The organism is Nocardia sp. NPDC001965 (genome assembly GCF_053594175.1).
Window position 1 is genome coordinate 218,648 of the sequence record NZ_JBSFDZ010000007.1, and the last position, 15,926, is coordinate 234,573.

14 protein-coding genes are annotated in these 15,926 nt (G+C 66.6%); 9 read left to right on the forward strand and 5 right to left on the reverse strand.

What is annotated here, in order from left to right; genetic code table 11:
- Positions 1 to 245 precede the first annotated feature (245 nt).
- The gene (locus tag ACWCPQ_RS13980) at positions 246 to 1,124 is read left to right on the forward strand and encodes a hypothetical protein (RefSeq protein WP_449898314.1); all 879 of its coding nucleotides are present in this window, start codon (positions 246 to 248) and stop codon (positions 1,122 to 1,124) included.
- 63 nt (positions 1,125 to 1,187) lie between these two features.
- On the opposite strand, the gene ACWCPQ_RS13985 is transcribed toward ACWCPQ_RS13980, so the two are convergent.
- Complete coding sequence (locus ACWCPQ_RS13985; protein WP_449898316.1) at positions 1,188 to 2,189, reverse strand: SMP-30/gluconolactonase/LRE family protein; 1,002 nt, start codon at positions 2,187 to 2,189, stop codon at positions 1,188 to 1,190.
- Between the two features lie 120 nt (positions 2,190 to 2,309).
- On the opposite strand from ACWCPQ_RS13985, the gene ACWCPQ_RS13990 reads away from it, so the two are divergent.
- The 3 genes from ACWCPQ_RS13990 to ACWCPQ_RS14000 all read left to right on the forward strand — a co-directional run bounded on the left by ACWCPQ_RS13990 (position 2,310) and on the right by ACWCPQ_RS14000 (position 6,973).
- Positions 2,310 to 2,801, forward strand: coding sequence for a MarR family winged helix-turn-helix transcriptional regulator (locus tag ACWCPQ_RS13990; protein ID WP_449898318.1), 492 nt, complete (start codon positions 2,310 to 2,312; stop codon positions 2,799 to 2,801).
- 164 nt (positions 2,802 to 2,965) lie between these two features.
- Positions 2,966 to 4,858: a vWA domain-containing protein gene (locus ACWCPQ_RS13995; RefSeq protein WP_449898320.1), complete on the forward strand. Its 1,893-nt coding sequence runs from the start codon at positions 2,966 to 2,968 to the stop codon at positions 4,856 to 4,858.
- Between the two features lie 42 nt (positions 4,859 to 4,900).
- Positions 4,901 to 6,973, forward strand: coding sequence for a prolyl oligopeptidase family serine peptidase (locus tag ACWCPQ_RS14000; RefSeq protein WP_449898322.1), 2,073 nt, complete (start codon positions 4,901 to 4,903; stop codon positions 6,971 to 6,973).
- Between the two features lie 4 nt (positions 6,974 to 6,977).
- Here the strand turns inward: ACWCPQ_RS14000 and ACWCPQ_RS14005 are convergent, their stop codons facing one another.
- Together ACWCPQ_RS14005 and ACWCPQ_RS14010 are read right to left on the reverse strand one after the other, a co-directional pair.
- The gene (locus ACWCPQ_RS14005; RefSeq protein WP_449898324.1) at positions 6,978 to 7,838 is read right to left on the reverse strand and encodes an alpha/beta hydrolase family protein; all 861 of its coding nucleotides are present in this window, start codon (positions 7,836 to 7,838) and stop codon (positions 6,978 to 6,980) included.
- Between the two features lie 48 nt (positions 7,839 to 7,886).
- The gene (locus tag ACWCPQ_RS14010; RefSeq protein ID WP_449898326.1) at positions 7,887 to 8,558 is read right to left on the reverse strand and encodes a TetR/AcrR family transcriptional regulator; all 672 of its coding nucleotides are present in this window, start codon (positions 8,556 to 8,558) and stop codon (positions 7,887 to 7,889) included.
- Between the two features lie 206 nt (positions 8,559 to 8,764).
- Between ACWCPQ_RS14010 and ACWCPQ_RS14015 the strand changes: the two genes are divergently transcribed.
- From ACWCPQ_RS14015 to ACWCPQ_RS14030, 4 genes are all read left to right on the forward strand, one after another.
- Positions 8,765 to 9,451, forward strand: coding sequence for a ZIP family metal transporter (locus tag ACWCPQ_RS14015; protein ID WP_449898329.1), 687 nt, complete (start codon positions 8,765 to 8,767; stop codon positions 9,449 to 9,451).
- Positions 9,452 to 9,508: 57 nt separating this feature from the next.
- Positions 9,509 to 10,837, forward strand: a complete 1,329-nt coding sequence (locus ACWCPQ_RS14020) for an MFS transporter (protein WP_449898331.1) — start codon at positions 9,509 to 9,511, stop codon at positions 10,835 to 10,837.
- Positions 10,838 to 10,924: 87 nt separating this feature from the next.
- A complete protein-coding gene (gene lpdA / locus ACWCPQ_RS14025; protein WP_449898333.1) occupies positions 10,925 to 12,328 on the forward strand; it encodes a dihydrolipoyl dehydrogenase in 1,404 nt (467 codons plus the stop codon).
- 179 nt (positions 12,329 to 12,507) lie between these two features.
- Positions 12,508 to 12,933, forward strand: coding sequence for a hypothetical protein (locus ACWCPQ_RS14030; protein WP_449898335.1), 426 nt, complete (start codon positions 12,508 to 12,510; stop codon positions 12,931 to 12,933).
- Between the two features lie 216 nt (positions 12,934 to 13,149).
- Here the strand turns inward: ACWCPQ_RS14030 and ACWCPQ_RS14035 are convergent, their stop codons facing one another.
- Entirely contained in the window at positions 13,150 to 14,298 is a 1,149-nt protein-coding gene (locus ACWCPQ_RS14035; RefSeq protein WP_449898337.1) for a Gfo/Idh/MocA family protein, read from the reverse strand.
- An 83-nt stretch (positions 14,299 to 14,381) separates the two neighbouring features.
- Here ACWCPQ_RS14035 and ACWCPQ_RS14040 point away from each other — a divergent pair, with 83 nt between their 5' ends.
- A complete protein-coding gene (locus ACWCPQ_RS14040; protein ID WP_449898339.1) occupies positions 14,382 to 14,975 on the forward strand; it encodes a TetR/AcrR family transcriptional regulator in 594 nt (197 codons plus the stop codon).
- A 278-nt stretch (positions 14,976 to 15,253) separates the two neighbouring features.
- Here ACWCPQ_RS14040 and ACWCPQ_RS14045 read toward each other — a convergent pair whose 3' ends face one another.
- Positions 15,254 to 15,799 carry a carboxymuconolactone decarboxylase family protein gene (locus tag ACWCPQ_RS14045; RefSeq protein ID WP_449898341.1) on the reverse strand — a complete coding sequence of 182 codons (546 nt, stop codon included), beginning with the start codon at positions 15,797 to 15,799 and terminating at the stop codon, positions 15,254 to 15,256.
- Positions 15,800 to 15,926 lie beyond the last annotated feature (127 nt).

A 15,926-nucleotide genomic window follows, 5' to 3' on the forward strand; every position in this document is an offset into this window, starting at 1 on the left:
GAAACGAGGGCCGGTCCACCATCATGGTGGACCGGCCCTCGGCCTGTACAGGAACCTTCGATTTCTGCCAGCGCTCTGGTCGACCGCTCGGCGCTACTCCGGTTCTGCAGGAACTGAAGAGCCGGCCATCGGCTACGAATCGCGAGCTATGCTGGGCGAATCCTTTCGCTACACCCGCGCTGTGGTTGTGGCCGGCTCGTCGAAATCGGAGGATTGCACTGCGGGACAGGGTGATCCCCGAGCTCGTGGAGAGGCTGCTGGGTGTGGCAGAGGGCGTGGCCAAGGTCCGCGCGGCCCCGCTGGAGGGGGCCGGACAGGGGCTTCGCCGCGCCTCCGGGATCGGGCAAACCGACGACGAGATCGCACAGTCGCTGCGGGGGATCGATTCCCGGGAAACAGACCGTAACCGGATCGATTCCTTCGATTATCGTGAACTCTATCTCGAAGCTCAGCGTCACGACCGCAACGATCCGACGGTGGCCAGAGAAGTCGAACGCCGCGGCTATGTCACCGACGGTGATCCGGCGTTGGCGGAGATGCTCCGGATCCAAGGGTTCGACGGTCCGCCTCTTCTCGTGGACGCCGATGGTATGCGCAGGGCGGTCGATGCCGGTTGGGAGGAAATGTTCCGTGGCGTGACCGGATCGCAGTACGTAGCTGAATTCAAAACCGGGAAACTCTATCCGGGAAGAGATGACACAGGTCGGGGCAACGGTATCTGGGTATGGGGTCGCTCACCCACCTGGAGCGAATATGGGTCGTCCGAACTCCGGGAGACGCCGGACGAGCTTCGAGATCTGGCCAGGGACTGTACGGGTGGGCGCAGAGATCCGCGCAATGTGATCCATATGGCGATGCACCCCGATGCCTTGCTGACCGATTTGGATTCCCTGGAGATACGAAAACGTGAAGAACTGGATCGGATCGACGCACAGTTGGCCGACGAACCCGAGGGGTCTGCAAGAAGATCGGAACTCGAAGCCCGCGCGTATGTACTGAACGATCCGGGTCGGCTGGGTACCGCTCTCGGCTACGACGGGTACTGGATCAATGGCGCGCCTGCCTGGGTGTTTCTGAATCGCCCCGTATTCGTAGTCGCGAAGGAGGCTGCGGAAGTCATTTGACAGGAACGAGATCGGCGGATCGTTCTGCCCATGTGAAGTCGTAGTGTCCGTGGTCCCGGCACCTCAGATCGGGGAGATCGACAGTACGCGGAACGGGGTGGTGGGGGTACCGGGCCCCAGCGGGCCGCCGCTGTCGAATTGTGAGGCGACCACCAGGGTGCGGTCGGCGGTGTGGATCAGCGTGGTCGGGGTGGCGAGGGTGTCGTCGTGGTATTCGGCGGTGCGGGTGGCGGTGTGGCCGTTCTCGGACAGCGTCCAGCTGCTGAGGGTGTCGGCGGTGTTGTGTGCCGCGCGTAGGGTGTCGCCGTGCAGGTCCAGGCCGTCGGCGAGGGACATATCACCGCCGGTGAGCGTGACCCGCTCTGCCGCGGCGGGGTGCTGGGCGAGATCGATGCGGTAGAGGTCGCCGCCGGTGGAATCCACCGTGAGCAGGTAGGTACCCGACGGGTCGGCGACGATACCGTTGAGGGTGTAGGCGGCGGGGTCGTGCGGTTCGAGCGCGTCCGCCAGATCGACGTAGGGGTTCAGGGCGCCGTGACCGTTTCCGGCGACGGCCCGGGTCAGTTCGGCGGGCGTCACGCGGTAGACGAGGTGGCGGCGGCTGTCGGTGAGATAGGCCGAGCCGTCGGGACCGAGGGCTATATCGTTGACGAACCGTTCGCCGGAGTCGGTCACATCGAAGCGGGCGAGCGGGCGTCGTGAGCCTGTGTCGTATACCGCTACTCCCGCGGTCGAATCGATGACCCACAGTCGTCCGGCCGGGTCGACCCGTAGGCCGTTCGCGGTCCGGCGGCCGTCTGTTCCACCGGGAAGGAATACCTCGGCCCGGTCGGAACCGGTGGCTGCCCGGTAGACGGTTCCGTCCGCGTAGGAGCCGATATAGAAGTCGCCGGTGCGTTCGTCGAGGGCGATGCCCTCGGGGTAGACGCGGTCACCGGGGAGTTCGAACGCAGTGTCGACTCGGGTATCCGGCGACGGGTCGGCAGTGCCGCAACCGGCCAGGGCGAGTCCGATGGCCACCGTGAGCAGTGTGGCGGGCCGGCGCCGGCGGATGTGGTGAGGCATATCTGTGTCCTTCCCCGAAGCTTTCGCATGTCCTGAAACTGTCATGTGTTGGCTAAGTTAGATTAGAGTTCTAATGATCGTCAAGACTCTAACTTCGGGGAGGGTGGATACCATGCAGGAATGACGTCCATGCCCGCCGAGGAGCGCATCGGTTCGTATGTCAAACGTGCGGAACAGGCGCGAATCGCGGCCAAGAGTGCCGCGCTAAAACCCGTCGGCGTCACCGAGGCGCAATACGCGGCGCTGCTGTTCCTCGGCGAGAACCCCGGTATCTCGGCCGCGGCCCTGGCGCGGCTGTGTGGGGTGACACCGCCGACGATGAACACGGTGCTGACCAATCTCGTCGACCGCGGCCTGATCGAACGCACTCCCCATCCGTGGCACCGGAACATGCTGGAGACGCGGCTCACCGACAAGGGCGAATCGGTAATGGGCGCCGCCGACGCCCGGGCGATCGCGGTGGAGCGTTCGGTGGGAGACGGGTTCACCGATATCGAACGCGAAACTCTGTGCCTTCTGCTCACGCGCTGCGCCGAACTGTTCGACACCGCGCGGGACGAGGTACCGGCGGCTTTCGGTCCCGGCGGCGAAAAGGCCGATCGACCGAGGTAGCGGTCGGGGTGATCGCTCCCTCGATCGATCGGCACTCGGCACGCGTCGGGCTGCGGTCGGCCGCGAGAGCTATCCCCACGTGTGGCGATACAGTCGGCGAGTCCCGTAGGGTCCGATCGTCACGTTTGGTCGGATGTGGCGGGTTCAGATGGAGGTCCGGCAGCGTGTCGATCGTCAAGAAATACCTGGTCGCAGCGGTGGTGGGGGTGATCGGTCTCGTACCGGCCGCCATACCCGCGCTCGCGCAGCCGTCGCAGGGCACCGAGTACGCGCCGACAATGCTCGTGCTGGACGCGTCGGGCTCGATGCTGGCCCCCGATCCCGCCGGTGGCACCAAGATGGACGCCGCCAAGAACGCCGTGCGCAACTTCGTGACCGCGGCACCGGCGGAATCGAAGGTCGGCTTGACGGCCTACGGCACGTCCACCGGCTCCTCGGATGCCGAACAGGCCGCCGGTTGCCAGGACGTCAAGGTGTTGCACCCGGCCGGAACCATCGACAAACCGGCACTGACCGCGGCCGCCGACCAGATCGTGCCGCGCGGCTACACCCCGATCGGCGCTTCGCTGCGCGCCGCAGCGGCGGCACTGCCCGAGGAGGGGCCGCGCTCGATCGTGCTGGTCTCCGACGGCCTCGACACCTGCGCACCACCGGACCCCTGTGATGTCGCGCGCGAACTGAGCGCACAGGGCGCCGAGATAGTCGTGCACGCGATCGGGTTCGGGGTCGACGATCCTTCCCGCGCGCAATTGACCTGCATCGCCCAGAGCACCGGTGGCACCTACACCGACGCTGTCGACGGCAAAACCCTGGAGCAGGTGTTGCCGCGCGTCAGCGCCGCCGCGCTGCGCAACTATGCCGCGACCGGTGAACCGATCGCGGGTACACCGGAGTACCGGGATGCGCCGGTGGCCGTGCCGGGACAGTACGTGGATGTGCTGGGGCAGAAGAAGCCGCAGTACTACGCGGTGGATGTGCCGGAAGGCGCCACTGTGTATTTCACCGGCACAGTGTCGTTTCCCCGGGTGTTCGGAACCGGCAATTCGACCAACTCACTCCAGACGCGGGTTTACGGCACCGACGGCCAGGACTGCAATGCCTTCGAGTTCGACTCGTCCACCAGCTCTTCCGACGGGGTCAGCCTGACGGTCGGCAATATCTGGTCGGGCGCCGCCGAACCCGAAACGGGGAACAACAGCACCGATAAATGCAAGGGTGGAGGGCGCTACTACTTCACGCTGGAATGGGCCGGTGTCGCGGCCGACGCGCCGGCGCAACTGCCGTTGGAAGTATCGATCGGTCTGGAACCCGGTGTCGCCGATCCCGGTGCACCGGCCGAACCCACCCCGGTGACCTACCGTGAGCCGACCGGACCGTCCACGCCTGTGGTCGGCGGCGGGTCGTTCAATATCGCGGCCGACCTGCCCGGGTCCGGCCGTTATTCCGATACGTTGCAGCGTGGCGAGTACGTCTTCTACCGGGTGAAGCTCGACTGGGGCCAGGGACTGGCCTACCGGGTGCGTTTCGGTGAGAGCCCGTTGCGCGGTGTCGAGAACCTGTCGAATGTCCGGACGACGCTCTACACGCCCTACCGGGTGGAAATCGGTTCCGACTTCTCCTCCTACAACGGCACCGAGAATATCTTGCCGGCCAATTCCCCCGCGATAGCGACCGTTCCGATCCGATACGCGAATCGGGAGAATTCCGACGCCGATATCGCGAACCAGGCCCTGGCGGGCTGGTATTACATCGCGGTCAAACTCAGCCCGACCCTGCACGGCGAGGGCACGGTCGGGCCGGTTCCGGTCGAACTGGAAGTCGACGTCACCGGTGCTTCGGAGGCCGGGCCGCGCTATCAGGACAGCGCCGGGCAGGATTCGGTGTTCGGCGAGAACGGGAAATCGCGCAGCGCGCAGGACGGGACCGCACAGGCGGCCGGTCCGAGCGAAGGAGATGGGATTTCCCTGGTCATCTGGGCAGCGATCGGCGCTGGGATCGTGATCGTGGTCGGTGCGATCGTGGCGGGAGTGCTGGGTATTCGCCGTACCAGGCGTTGACCGGCTTGGCGCCGTTCGCGCCGGACGGGTGAGAATGGTCGGATGAACGCCGCACCGGACAGTGGAACCGATCCTTATCTCTGGCTCGAAGAGGTCACCGGCGAGCGGGCTCTCGATTTCGCCCGGGCGCACAACGAGGTTGTCACCGAACGTTTCGCCACCGGCGATCGGTTCGACGAACTGAAGCGCCGGATCCTGGACATGCTCGATACCGATGCCAAGATCGCCTTCCCCGGGCGGCGTGGCCAGTGGCTGTACAACTTCTGGCGTGACGCCGCCCACCCGCGTGGCCTGTGGCGGCGCACCACCTTCGCCGAGTACGTGAAACCGGAGCCCGACTGGGATGTCCTCATCGATCTCGACGCGCTCGCGGCGGCCGAGGACGAGAACTGGGTCTGGGGTGGTGCCGGGGTGTTGCGTCCGTCCCAGACCCGGGCGCTGATCAGCCTGTCCCGCGGTGGTGCCGACGCTGCGGTCGTTCGCGAATTCGACCTGGAATCGCGCGCATTCATCGCACCGGAGAGTGGTGGTTACTTCCTCCCCGAAGCGAAATCGCGTATCAGCTGGATCGATATGGATTCCGTCTATGTCGGAACGGATTTCGGCCCCGGTTCGCTCACGGATTCGGGTTATCCGCGGCTCGCGAAGCGGTGGGACCGGGGAACCGAACTCGATACCGCGGAAACGGTTTTCGAGGGAGCGGTTTCCGATGTCTCGGTTTCCGCGGGTTACGACCGTACACCCGGTTACGAACGGCACTACGTCACCCAGGCCACCGATTTCTTCAACGACGACGTGTTCCTGCTCGAGGCCGACGGCTCCCGGAGCCGGCTGGAGACGCCGTCGGACGCGAGTGAGTCCTGGTACAAGGAATGGCTGCTGGTCCGGCTGAAATCGCCGTGGGAGACCGGAGGCCGTACCTATTCCGCCGGTGCGCTGATCGTCACGAATTTCGCTGATTTCCTGGCCGGTGGGCGTGATTTCGAGGTTCTGTTCGAACCGGACGCGCATACCTCGCTGCACGGATACGGCTGGACCGAGAACCATCTGCTGCTGGTGACCCTGAAGGATGTGCAGACCGAGCTGTACGTGCTCACCCCGGCTGCCGGGGAGTGGCGGATCGAACCGCTGGGCGATACCCCCGCGATGGCGACCACGAGTGTGATGAATCTCGACGCACTCGAGGGTGGTGACGATTACATGCTCATGACCAGCGGCTTCACCATGCCCACCACCCTGCTCGCGGGGTCGGTCGGTGAGCCTGTGGTCGAATGGAAATCCGAACCGGAGTTCTTCGACGCGACCGGTATCGAAACAGAACAGTTCTTCGCCCGGTCCGACGACGGGACGGCGATTCCCTACTTCGTCATCCGGCACCGCGACGCCCGCGGCGTGCCGCGGCCCACCGTGATGTCGGGTTACGGCGGATTCGAGCTCTCCCGGATGCCCGGTTATTTCGGGACCGCCGGGATCGGTTGGCTCGAACAGGGTGGCGTCTATGTGATGACCAATATCCGTGGTGGCGGCGAATACGGGCCGCAGTGGCACACCTCGGTCCAGAAAGAGAACCGGTACAAGGTGTACGAGGATTTCTCGTCCATCGCCCGGGATCTCGTGGCGCGCGGGATCACCACCGCACCGCAACTCGGCGCGGTCGGTGGCAGCAACGGCGGCCTGCTGATGGGGGTGATGCTCACCCGCTATCCGGAACTGTTCGGGGCGATCGTGTGCCAGGTGCCGCTGCTCGATATGCGCCGCTACCACTTGTTGCTGGCCGGGGCGTCCTGGGTGGCGGAATACGGTGACCCGGACCTCCCCGAGGAATGGGCCTACATCAGCCGGTACTCGCCCTACCAGCGGGCCATGGAAACCGGTGTGGGTGCGGCGTATCCGCCGATCCTGCTCACCACCTCCACCCGCGACGATCGCGTACATCCCGGCCACGCCCGAAAAATGGCCGCGCTTCTGGAAGAGCAGGGGCACCGGGTCTGGTACCACGAGAACATCGAGGGCGGGCACGGTGGCGCGGCCGACAACAAACAGTCGGCGTTCCAGGCGGCCCTGATCTACGAGTTCTTCACCCAGATGCTCGTCGAGGGCCGGACCGCGAAATAGCGGGTCATCGGTCGCGGAGCCATTTCTCGATGCGGTCGATCACCGTGGTGGGGTCCTGGATCCAGCCGTTGTGGCCCAGCGGCCGGGGTTCGTGCCAGGTGGTCGTATCGGCGTGGGGCAGTTTGTCCAGCAGGTGCCGGGCCGAGGCCCGCGGGGCGAGATCGTCGCCGGACAGGGTGATCGAGAGGATCGGTAGTTTCAGCCGGGACAACCGTTCCTCGTAATCGATATCGGCCCCGGCCGGGGCGAACTTGCCGGTGCGGGCCAGCCGGGCCCAATCGGAGATGAGCACTTTGGACTGGCGGCCGAAGCCGTTGGGGCCGAATTTGTCGCCGGGCCAGAATCCGGCCAGGCCGGCCGTGATCGACGCAGCGGCGGTTCCGAGCAGCACACCCGGTCCCAGCAGTCCGCGATAGCCCCGGTAGTAAGGGGTTCCGGAGGCGACGAGGATCAAGCCCCCGAGCCGGCCGCGGATCCGCGCGGCGTACAGCGCCGCGAGTTGCCCGCCCATGCTGTGGCCCAGCAGGTACGGCGTGCTGTCCGGGAAGCGGGTGCGCACGACTTCGAAGACGGCCGGAAAATCGACCGCGGCGATCTCGTGATAGCCGTAGGTGCTGGCCGAGCTCGGTTTCGGCAGGCTGTCGCCGTTACCGCGCAGTTCGCCCACCGCGACATCCACACCGCGGCGGGCGAGTTCCCGGGCGAAGTGGACGTAGTACTCGCCGGGTACACCGAGTCCGGGTATCAGTACGACCACCGGGCGCGGCGCATCGAGGGTGACCGGATGCCGGTGCGGCCCCGTGGCCGGGATCAGTCGCACCGGCACGGTGCTGCCGTCCGGCATCTGGATCGGAACGGTTTCCACCCGGTCGAGGCTAGCCGCCGGAACCCCCGGACGGCCTGCCCGCCGTGCTCAGGCCCGGATGGCGCCCACGATTATCCGGCTCAGCACTCGGATCACCTCGTCGAGCGGTTGCCGGGGCTGCGCTCCGCTCCATTCGTCCACCACATAGTTGACGGCACCGATGATGGCGACCATGCGCAGGTCGTAGTCGCCGGTCGGGATCTCGCCGTGCAGGGCGGCGTCCTCGGCGGCCTTGGCGAGCACCGAACTCCAGGCCCGGCGCGATTCCCCGCGCATCTTCTCGACTTTGCTCCCGGCGCCGACCACTTCGACGAGCACGACCCGAGCCCGCCGCATATCGGTGCCGATGGATTGCACATAGGCGCGGATGGCGCTGTCGATCCGCTGTAGTGCGCTCTGTTCGGTGCTCTCGTCGAGTGAGGCGAGCACCGCGGTTCGAGATTCCCGGTCGATCAGCGCGAAGAGTTCCAGAAGTAGTGATTCGCGTCCGGTGAACTCCTCGTAGAACTGGCGCGAGGACAACCCCGCGTCTTTGCAAATGGCGCCGACCGAGCTATTGGCATACCCGTCTCTCGCAAAAACCGTCAGGCCGGATTCGAGAAAACGAGCGCGTCGCTCGCGTTGCCGATCTTCTACGGGCTGCCCGGCATACCTTCGTCCCGAATTCGCTTCCTGTGACATCGCGCAGAACAATACCGAAAAGCCTGATCCCGTCGTCATCGATCGGGTCTTTCGTAGCACGGCGGTAGCACGGTCCGGGTTTGCCGAAAGTTGTCTGCCCGCAACCGTGGTCGCCGGGAAACTGTCAAACCGGACAGTATCTCGATCGGTGCAGGTACGCGTTATTTTAGAGGGGAATTCTAGAATAATTTCCGGCGGCCCGGCATGACCATTGCAACAACCCGGCAACACATAGTGTTCACCTTATGGGAACCGCACTGCTGTACGGGCTGGGTACCGCAATTCCATTGCTGATCGGAGCGATCGTCGGTTTGCGAACCACATTGCCCAAACCATTGCTCGCCTCGCTCATGGCCTTCGGCGCGGGCACCATGATCGCCGCGGTGTCCAACGAACTGTTCGAACCGGCCTTCCTACAGGCGGGAGCATTCACCGCGGGCGTGGCACTGTTTCTCGGCGCGGCCGTGTACGTGATCGCGAACCGGCTCCTCGAACGCCGCCAGGGAGCGGGAGCGGTGGGCTGGGCCCTGATGCTCGGAACAGTGCTGGACGGAGTTCCGGAGAACACCGCGCTCGGGGTCTCGCTGAGTTCGGGTGGCGGAATGGTGCTCCTGGTCGCCATCGCAGCGGGCAATGTGCCCGAGGCCATCGGCGGTTCGGCACTGCTGCACCGGCAGCGGAACGTCTCCACCGGCAAGGCTTTCACGCTGTGGCTGCTCACCGGTGCGGTTCTCGTGGTGGTGACCGTCGCCGGCAACCTACTGTCCGACCACCTCGAACCGACCCACATCAGTGCGATCCAGGCGTTCGCCGGCGGGGCGACCATAGCGGTGCTCGCCGATTCGCTGATGCCCGAGGCTTACCGGGAAGGCGGCTGGTGGGTCGGGATGGCCACCTCGGTCGGTTTCCTGGTCGCCTTTCTCCTGGGTTGACGGGCCCGCGGAAAATCGGTTTCCTCGCGCGACCCGCCCGTGCAGGATTCGGAGAATATGGCCGCCAACGATTTTCCTGCCGGACCGAGCCGCGGTCTGCGGCCCCTGCGCATACCCGCCTTCCGAGGGATATTCGTGGGCGCCGCGTGCTCCGGCGCCACCGACGGGATCGTGCCGGTGGCGTTCGCCGTCCACTCGATACAGGTATTCGGCTCCGCCACCGCGCTCACCGTCATCCTGATCGCCCTGTGGGCGGGCCGGTTCGCCGGTACACCGCTCGCGGGTGTCGTCGCCGCTCGCCGCGATCAGTTCGCCGTGCTGATCGGTTCCGATGTGGTGCGCTTGATCGCGCAGGCCGGGCTGGCGCTGGTGCTGGTGGGTACCGGTCGTGATTCGCTGCCGGCCATGGCTGTTTCGGCCGCGCTCTTCGGCGCGGCCACCGCTTTCTACGCACCCGCTATGTCCACTGTTCTGCCCAGGGTGGTGCCCGGGCCCGAACTGCGCCGGAGCAATGCCCTGATCGCGCTGGTCACCGATATCAGTGTGCTGGTCGGCCCGGCCCTGGCGGTGATGCTGACGGAGACGGTGGGGTTCGTGTGGATCCTGGTGTTCGATTCGCTGACCTTCGGGATGAACCTGCTCGCGCTGGTGTACGCGCGGCGCGCCGCCGGGGCGGTACCCGGCGTCGGCGGGCCGGTGGGCAGTCCGCGGCCGGTGCCGGGCGCGGAATGGGCGGTGCTGTGCGCCACGGTCGCCCGGTCGCCGTGGCTCGGCTGGTCGGTCGCGCTGTGGTTCGCGGTGTCCTTCGTGATCGGTCTGGTGGCTGTGGCCGGTCCGGCGCTCACCGTCGCGGCGACCGGTGGGGGCGGGCTGTGGGCGGCGCTCGCGACAGGGATGGCGCTGGCCGCGCTGGCCGGGTCGCTGTCGGTCCTCGGCGGCGCCGCGCGGTTCGGGTGGCGCTTCGCGTCCGGCGCCCTGGTCCTCGCCGTGGTGCTGGAGTCGGTCGCCGTCGCGGGCTACGCCCGGGGCACGATCGGGCCGGTTCCACTGTTCGCCGGCTGTCTGATGGCGGGCTTCGCGGTCTCGATCACCGGGATCGTCTGGCAGTCGGTTGTTCAGGCCGGACTGCCCACCGTGGAACTCGGGGTGTTCAGCTCGGCCGAAGGTTTCCTGACGGCCGCGGGCGTACCGGCCGGAATGATCGCGGGTGGGTCCGCGCTCACCGCCACCGGGATCGGGCCGGTGGCGGCCGGCGCCGCGGTCGCTCTACTCGGTTGCGCGGTGGCCGTCGGGGTGACCATGCGCACATTCGATCCCGTTCACGCGGATCCGATCGCGGATCGGCCGGCGGGCGGGCAGCACGGTCGCGGCCCGTCACGGCGCTGACGTCACGGTGCGCACGAGCCGGTGTGCTCAGCGGCGGGAGGCAGGTGGGTGCCCCCGCCCGGAGCCGGGAGAGTTAGGCTCGACACCGTGACTTCCCACTACGATGTCGTCGTTCTCGGTGCTGGTCCCGGCGGTTACGTCGCCGCGATCCGCGCCGCTCAACTCGGCCTGCGAACAGCGATCGTCGAGCAGAAATACTGGGGTGGCGTGTGCCTGAACGTGGGCTGCATCCCGTCCAAGGCCCTGCTGCGCAACGCGGAGCTGGCCCATATCTTCACCAAGGAAGCGAAAACCTTCGGTATCAGCGGGGAGGCGACCTTCGATTTCGGAGCGGCCTTCGACCGCAGTCGTAAGGTCGCGGACGGCCGGGTCAAGGGCGTCCACTTCCTGATGAAGAAGAACAAGATGACCGAGTACGACGGCAAGGGTTCGTTCACCGGCCCGAACGCACTGTCTGTCGAGCTCAGCAAGGGTGGCACCGAGTCGATCACCTTCGACAACGTCATCATCGCGACCGGCACCAACACCAAACTGCTGCCGGGCACCTCGCTGAGCCAGAACGTGGTCACCTACGAGGAGCAGATCCTCACCCGCGACCTCCCCGGCTCGATCCTGATCGTCGGCGCCGGCGCCATCGGTATGGAGTTCGGCTACGTGCTGCGCAACTACGGCGTGGACGTGCGGATCGTGGAATTCCTGGACCGGGCGCTGCCCAACGAGGACGCCGATGTCTCCAAGGAGATCACCAAGGCGTACAAGAAGCTCGGCATCACCATCACCACCGGCGCGGCCGTACAGTCCATCGACGACGACGGGTCCAAGGTCACCGTCGCGATCAAGGACAACAAGTCCGGCTCGGTCGAGACCGTGACCGTCGACAAGGTGCTGCAGGCTGTCGGCTTCGCGCCCCGGGTCGAGGGCTTCGGGCTGGAGAACACCGGTGTCGCGCTCACCGATCGCGGCGCGATCGCGATCGACGACAATATGCGCACCAACGTTCCGGGTATCTACGCGATCGGTGACGTGACGGCGAAACTGCAGCTCGCGCATGTCGCGGAGGCGCAGGGCGTGGTCGCGGCCGAGACCATCGGGGGCGCGGAGACGCTGACCCTGGGCGATTACCGGATGATGCCGCGCGCCACCTTCTGCCAGCCGCAGGTCGCCAGCTTCGGTCTCACCGAACAGCAGGCACGCGACGAGGGCTACGACGTGAAGGTCGCGACCTTCCCGTTCACCGCGAACGGCAAGGCGCACGGCCTCGGCGACGCCACCGGTTTCGTCAAGCTGATCTCGGACAACAAGTACGGCGAGCTCATCGGCGGCCATCTCATCGGCCCGGATGTGTCCGAACTGCTGCCCGAACTGACCCTGGCGCAGAAGTGGGATCTCACGGTCAACGAACTGGCCCGCAATGTGCACACCCACCCGACGCTGAGCGAGGCGTTGCAAGAGGCCATCCACGGCCTCGCCGGACACATGATCAACTTCTGAGTCCGATCCGGTAGCGCGTTCCCGGCCCGGTTCCCGTGTTCCGCACGGGCACCGGGCCGGTCCGTTGCGGCAGTGGATCCGGTGTCGCCGACGGTTCGCGCCGTGCGTCCGTGGTCCCGTCGCGAGCCGGTTTCCGGCTCATCGGACGACGCGCGGCCCACCCGGGATATATTCCGGCGGTGACTCCGGAACCGCCACCGCCCGTACGCTCCGGTGTGCCCGGGTTGCGGCCGCTGCTCGGGGTGGTGGCGGCCCTGGTGTTGTTCGTGGCCGTGCCGATCGCGGTCTTCGCCGATAACCGGATGGTGCGCACCGAGGTGCTGCGGGTGGAAACCCAGCCCGCCGGTATCGAATACGACGGCTCGGTCTACCACGTGGGGTTGTTGCGCCGGGAGAGCCGGCTGCTGCATCGGCGGCTGCCGGACGCGATCATGGTCGGACGCTACCCGGATATGGGTTATGGGCATCCGGTGTACTTCGAGATCACCGGCACTCGTGATCCGGTCCTCGAATCGGTGCAATGGACCCCGGACGGGGTATCGGTCCACCTCGACTCCGGGCACCGGATATTCGTTCCGGCGAGCGTCTTCACCGGCGGTCGCTGAGCCGTTCGCAGTGGGGAGACCGTCGTGGATCTCGACCAGCACCGACGCCGCGTCAGCGCTGTGGGCTGCGGGTGTGCTCGGCCGGTGGTCGTCTCGGCTGCCGATGAGGTCGGTCGAGCCGCTGTGCGTGCGAGACACCCTCTTCTGGCCGCATTGAGCGGCTTCTTCCGTGACTCCCGTCGGAGGCCCCGTACACAGCTGGTTCACGAGCCTGTCCTACTCCTGCTGACCTTGATGGGTTGCGATGAAGGCGCCGGTCCTCGCTCGAGCGATCGACAACCGTGTCGCGGTGTCTGCCGAGCTGCGGATAGTGTCGAGCAGGCAGTGCATGCGGACCCCATCGTGGAAGGTCGGGACCGTCGTGGTGTCGGTCCGAACGTCGTGAGCCACCGCCGCATACAGTCTCGCGACGTTCCCGACTTCGGTGCCGAACGGTATGTCCGCCAGCGGATCGTCACCTTGCAGCGGCTGCCATTCACCTTCGCCGCGGGAACCCCACAGGCGCAGTTCGCTCAGCGAGATACCACCGGGGCCGTTGGCGTCGGAGACGATCGCGAGATCTCCTGCGGTGCCCGAGATCTCGATCCTGGTGCGGCCGTTGGTGACCTTGGAGTCGTGGATGTGGGCCGAGATCACGACTCCCTGCGCCGTGACGGCGTCGAGCAGCAGATGATTCGGGCTGGTGACCTCGATTGCCTCACCGGTGTCCTCGATGACCGCATGCGGATGGCGAACGGTGAGCCGGGCCGACAGATCGGTGAAATCGCCGATCAGGTACTCGACCGCATCGAGCGTGTGCCCGCCGACGACCTCGACGACGCCCGCGCCTGTGCTCCGGTCCAGGGTGTAAGCAGCCCAACCCGGCACGTGTGTGCCCGCACCCATCTGACGTGCGCAGTACACGGTGACCGAAACAGGTTCCCCGACAAACCCTTCCGCAAGCAGCTGACGGGCTCGTACGACCGCCGGCGCGTATCGGGTCTGTAGGCCGACCACATGGCGCACCCCCGCGTCCTCGGCGAGCCCGGTCAGCGATTCGGCCTCGGCGGCATTCAGTGCTAGCGGCCACTCGCAATAGACGTGTTTACCCGCCGCCACCGCCGCGCGGATCAGCTCCGCGTGCGCGGGCACCTTCACCGTGATCGCCACCAGGTCGACCTCGGGATGCTCGGCCAGTTCACGAGGATCGGTGAAGGCATGCGCCGCGCCGAACAGCTGCCGCGCACGCTGAGCACTGTCGGCCCGGCTGGTGCCGACTGCGGTGATCCGGAAGTCATCGAGCGCTTGCAACGCGGGAACATGTGCACGCACAGCCCAGCCACGGTCGGGACTCGCGCCCACAATGCCTACTCGAATGGGCTCCATTGGTCATTCCTCACATAAGCGGACCTTTGCAGTCCGTTTATACTCAACTGGACCCTGAGAGTCCAGTTGCTAAGCTGGCGGATGTGACCAGTGCCGTAGACCGATTGCTTTCCGGCGATGGCGGTCAGATCCCCCGCGCTGATGCCCGCCGCAACGTCGAGCGCCTGGTCACCGCGGCACGGTCGGCATTGGCCGAGGTCGGAGTCGAAGTCACCGCGCAAGAAATCGCCCAGCGCGCCGGAGTCGGCAAGGGCACCTTCTATCGGCGGGTCCCCTCGCGAGAGACGCTGCTGCAGGTGGTGTTGGAGGAAGTGCTGGGCGAGATGATCTCCACCGCCGATCGCGCGCTTGCCGAGCCTGATCCCTGGCGCGGGTTCACCGACTTCGCCGCCGTGTACGTGCGATTGCGCGCGGAAAGCTGTGGCGCCAATGAAGCGTTGGGCGGTGCCGGTATCCCGGGCCTGGATCGACTACTTGCCGAAATACGCACGCGGATCAGGCATCTGGTCGAAGCCGCGCAGTCCGCCGGGCGGATGCGGCGGGACATCGCCTGGCAGGACGTGGCGTTCCTGCTGGCCGGGGTCTCGACCGACGCGCATACCATCGGCCTTCGGGCCGACGGCGATCAATGGAGTCGCAACCTGCGGGTCATCCTCGCGGGTCTCGGCAATGACTAGCCCTGCGAGCCGCCCGCCGAGTCCGGCTGGGCCCGCTCGGTATCGCGATCCGGCCTGTTCCGTTTGCCGATCGGCCGGCGGAACAGCACCACCGCCGGATTCCGAACCGGGTCACGCTGTTCCGTAGAGGTGTTCCGCGAGCATTCCGATGAGCCCCCCGCCGATAGCACGACCCCTACGACAACGCGGGCCCGGCCGACCACCGGGACCCCGGATCGCCCGGCACGAGCAGGAGGTCTACGCGCGGCTGCGCCGGCCGGTGTGACTGTTCCGGGCGGTCAGAATTCGTCGCGCCGGATGCGCAGGGTGGTGATGGTGGCGGCCAGGCCTTCGTACTGGTTGACCAACAGGACGATTTCGATGAGGCGGCGGTCGTCGTAGTGCGCGGAAAGCCGCTCCCAGGCGGTGTCGTCGATATCGCGGGTCAGGACCAGCTGATCCACGGCGGTGAGCAGGGCGCGGTGCTTGTCGGTCCAGCCCTCGGCTTCGGCACCGGCCCGGATCCGCTCCAGGATCTCCGGCGTCACCCCCGCCCGGCGCCCGAGGCGGATGTGGTGGTCGGTCTCGTATTCGCAGTCGCGCAGATGGGCGACGCGCAAGATGACCAGTTCGGTTTCGTGGCGGCGTAGCCGTCCGCCCGGCATCAGCATTCCTGAGAAGTGCAGCCAGCCGCGGAACAACCTGCCCGCCCGGCCCAGGGTGCTGAAAACCTGGGCGTCCGCGGTTCCCGAAGCCCGCGAGAGCACCTGCCAGGCAGCCCAGTTGAACGGACCCAGCTCGCGGAGGCGGCCGGGGGTTATCCGTGGTCGCGTCTGCGAAACCATGACATCGCCCTCTCCGGTGGAACAATCGTGCGGCCGCGGGTGCCATCGGAAGGTCGCCCGCCGCGCGGCTCTGTCCCGAACCTACCCGCCGGTGGGGTCGCCGGAGAAGATCGCGGTTCCGGAGCTT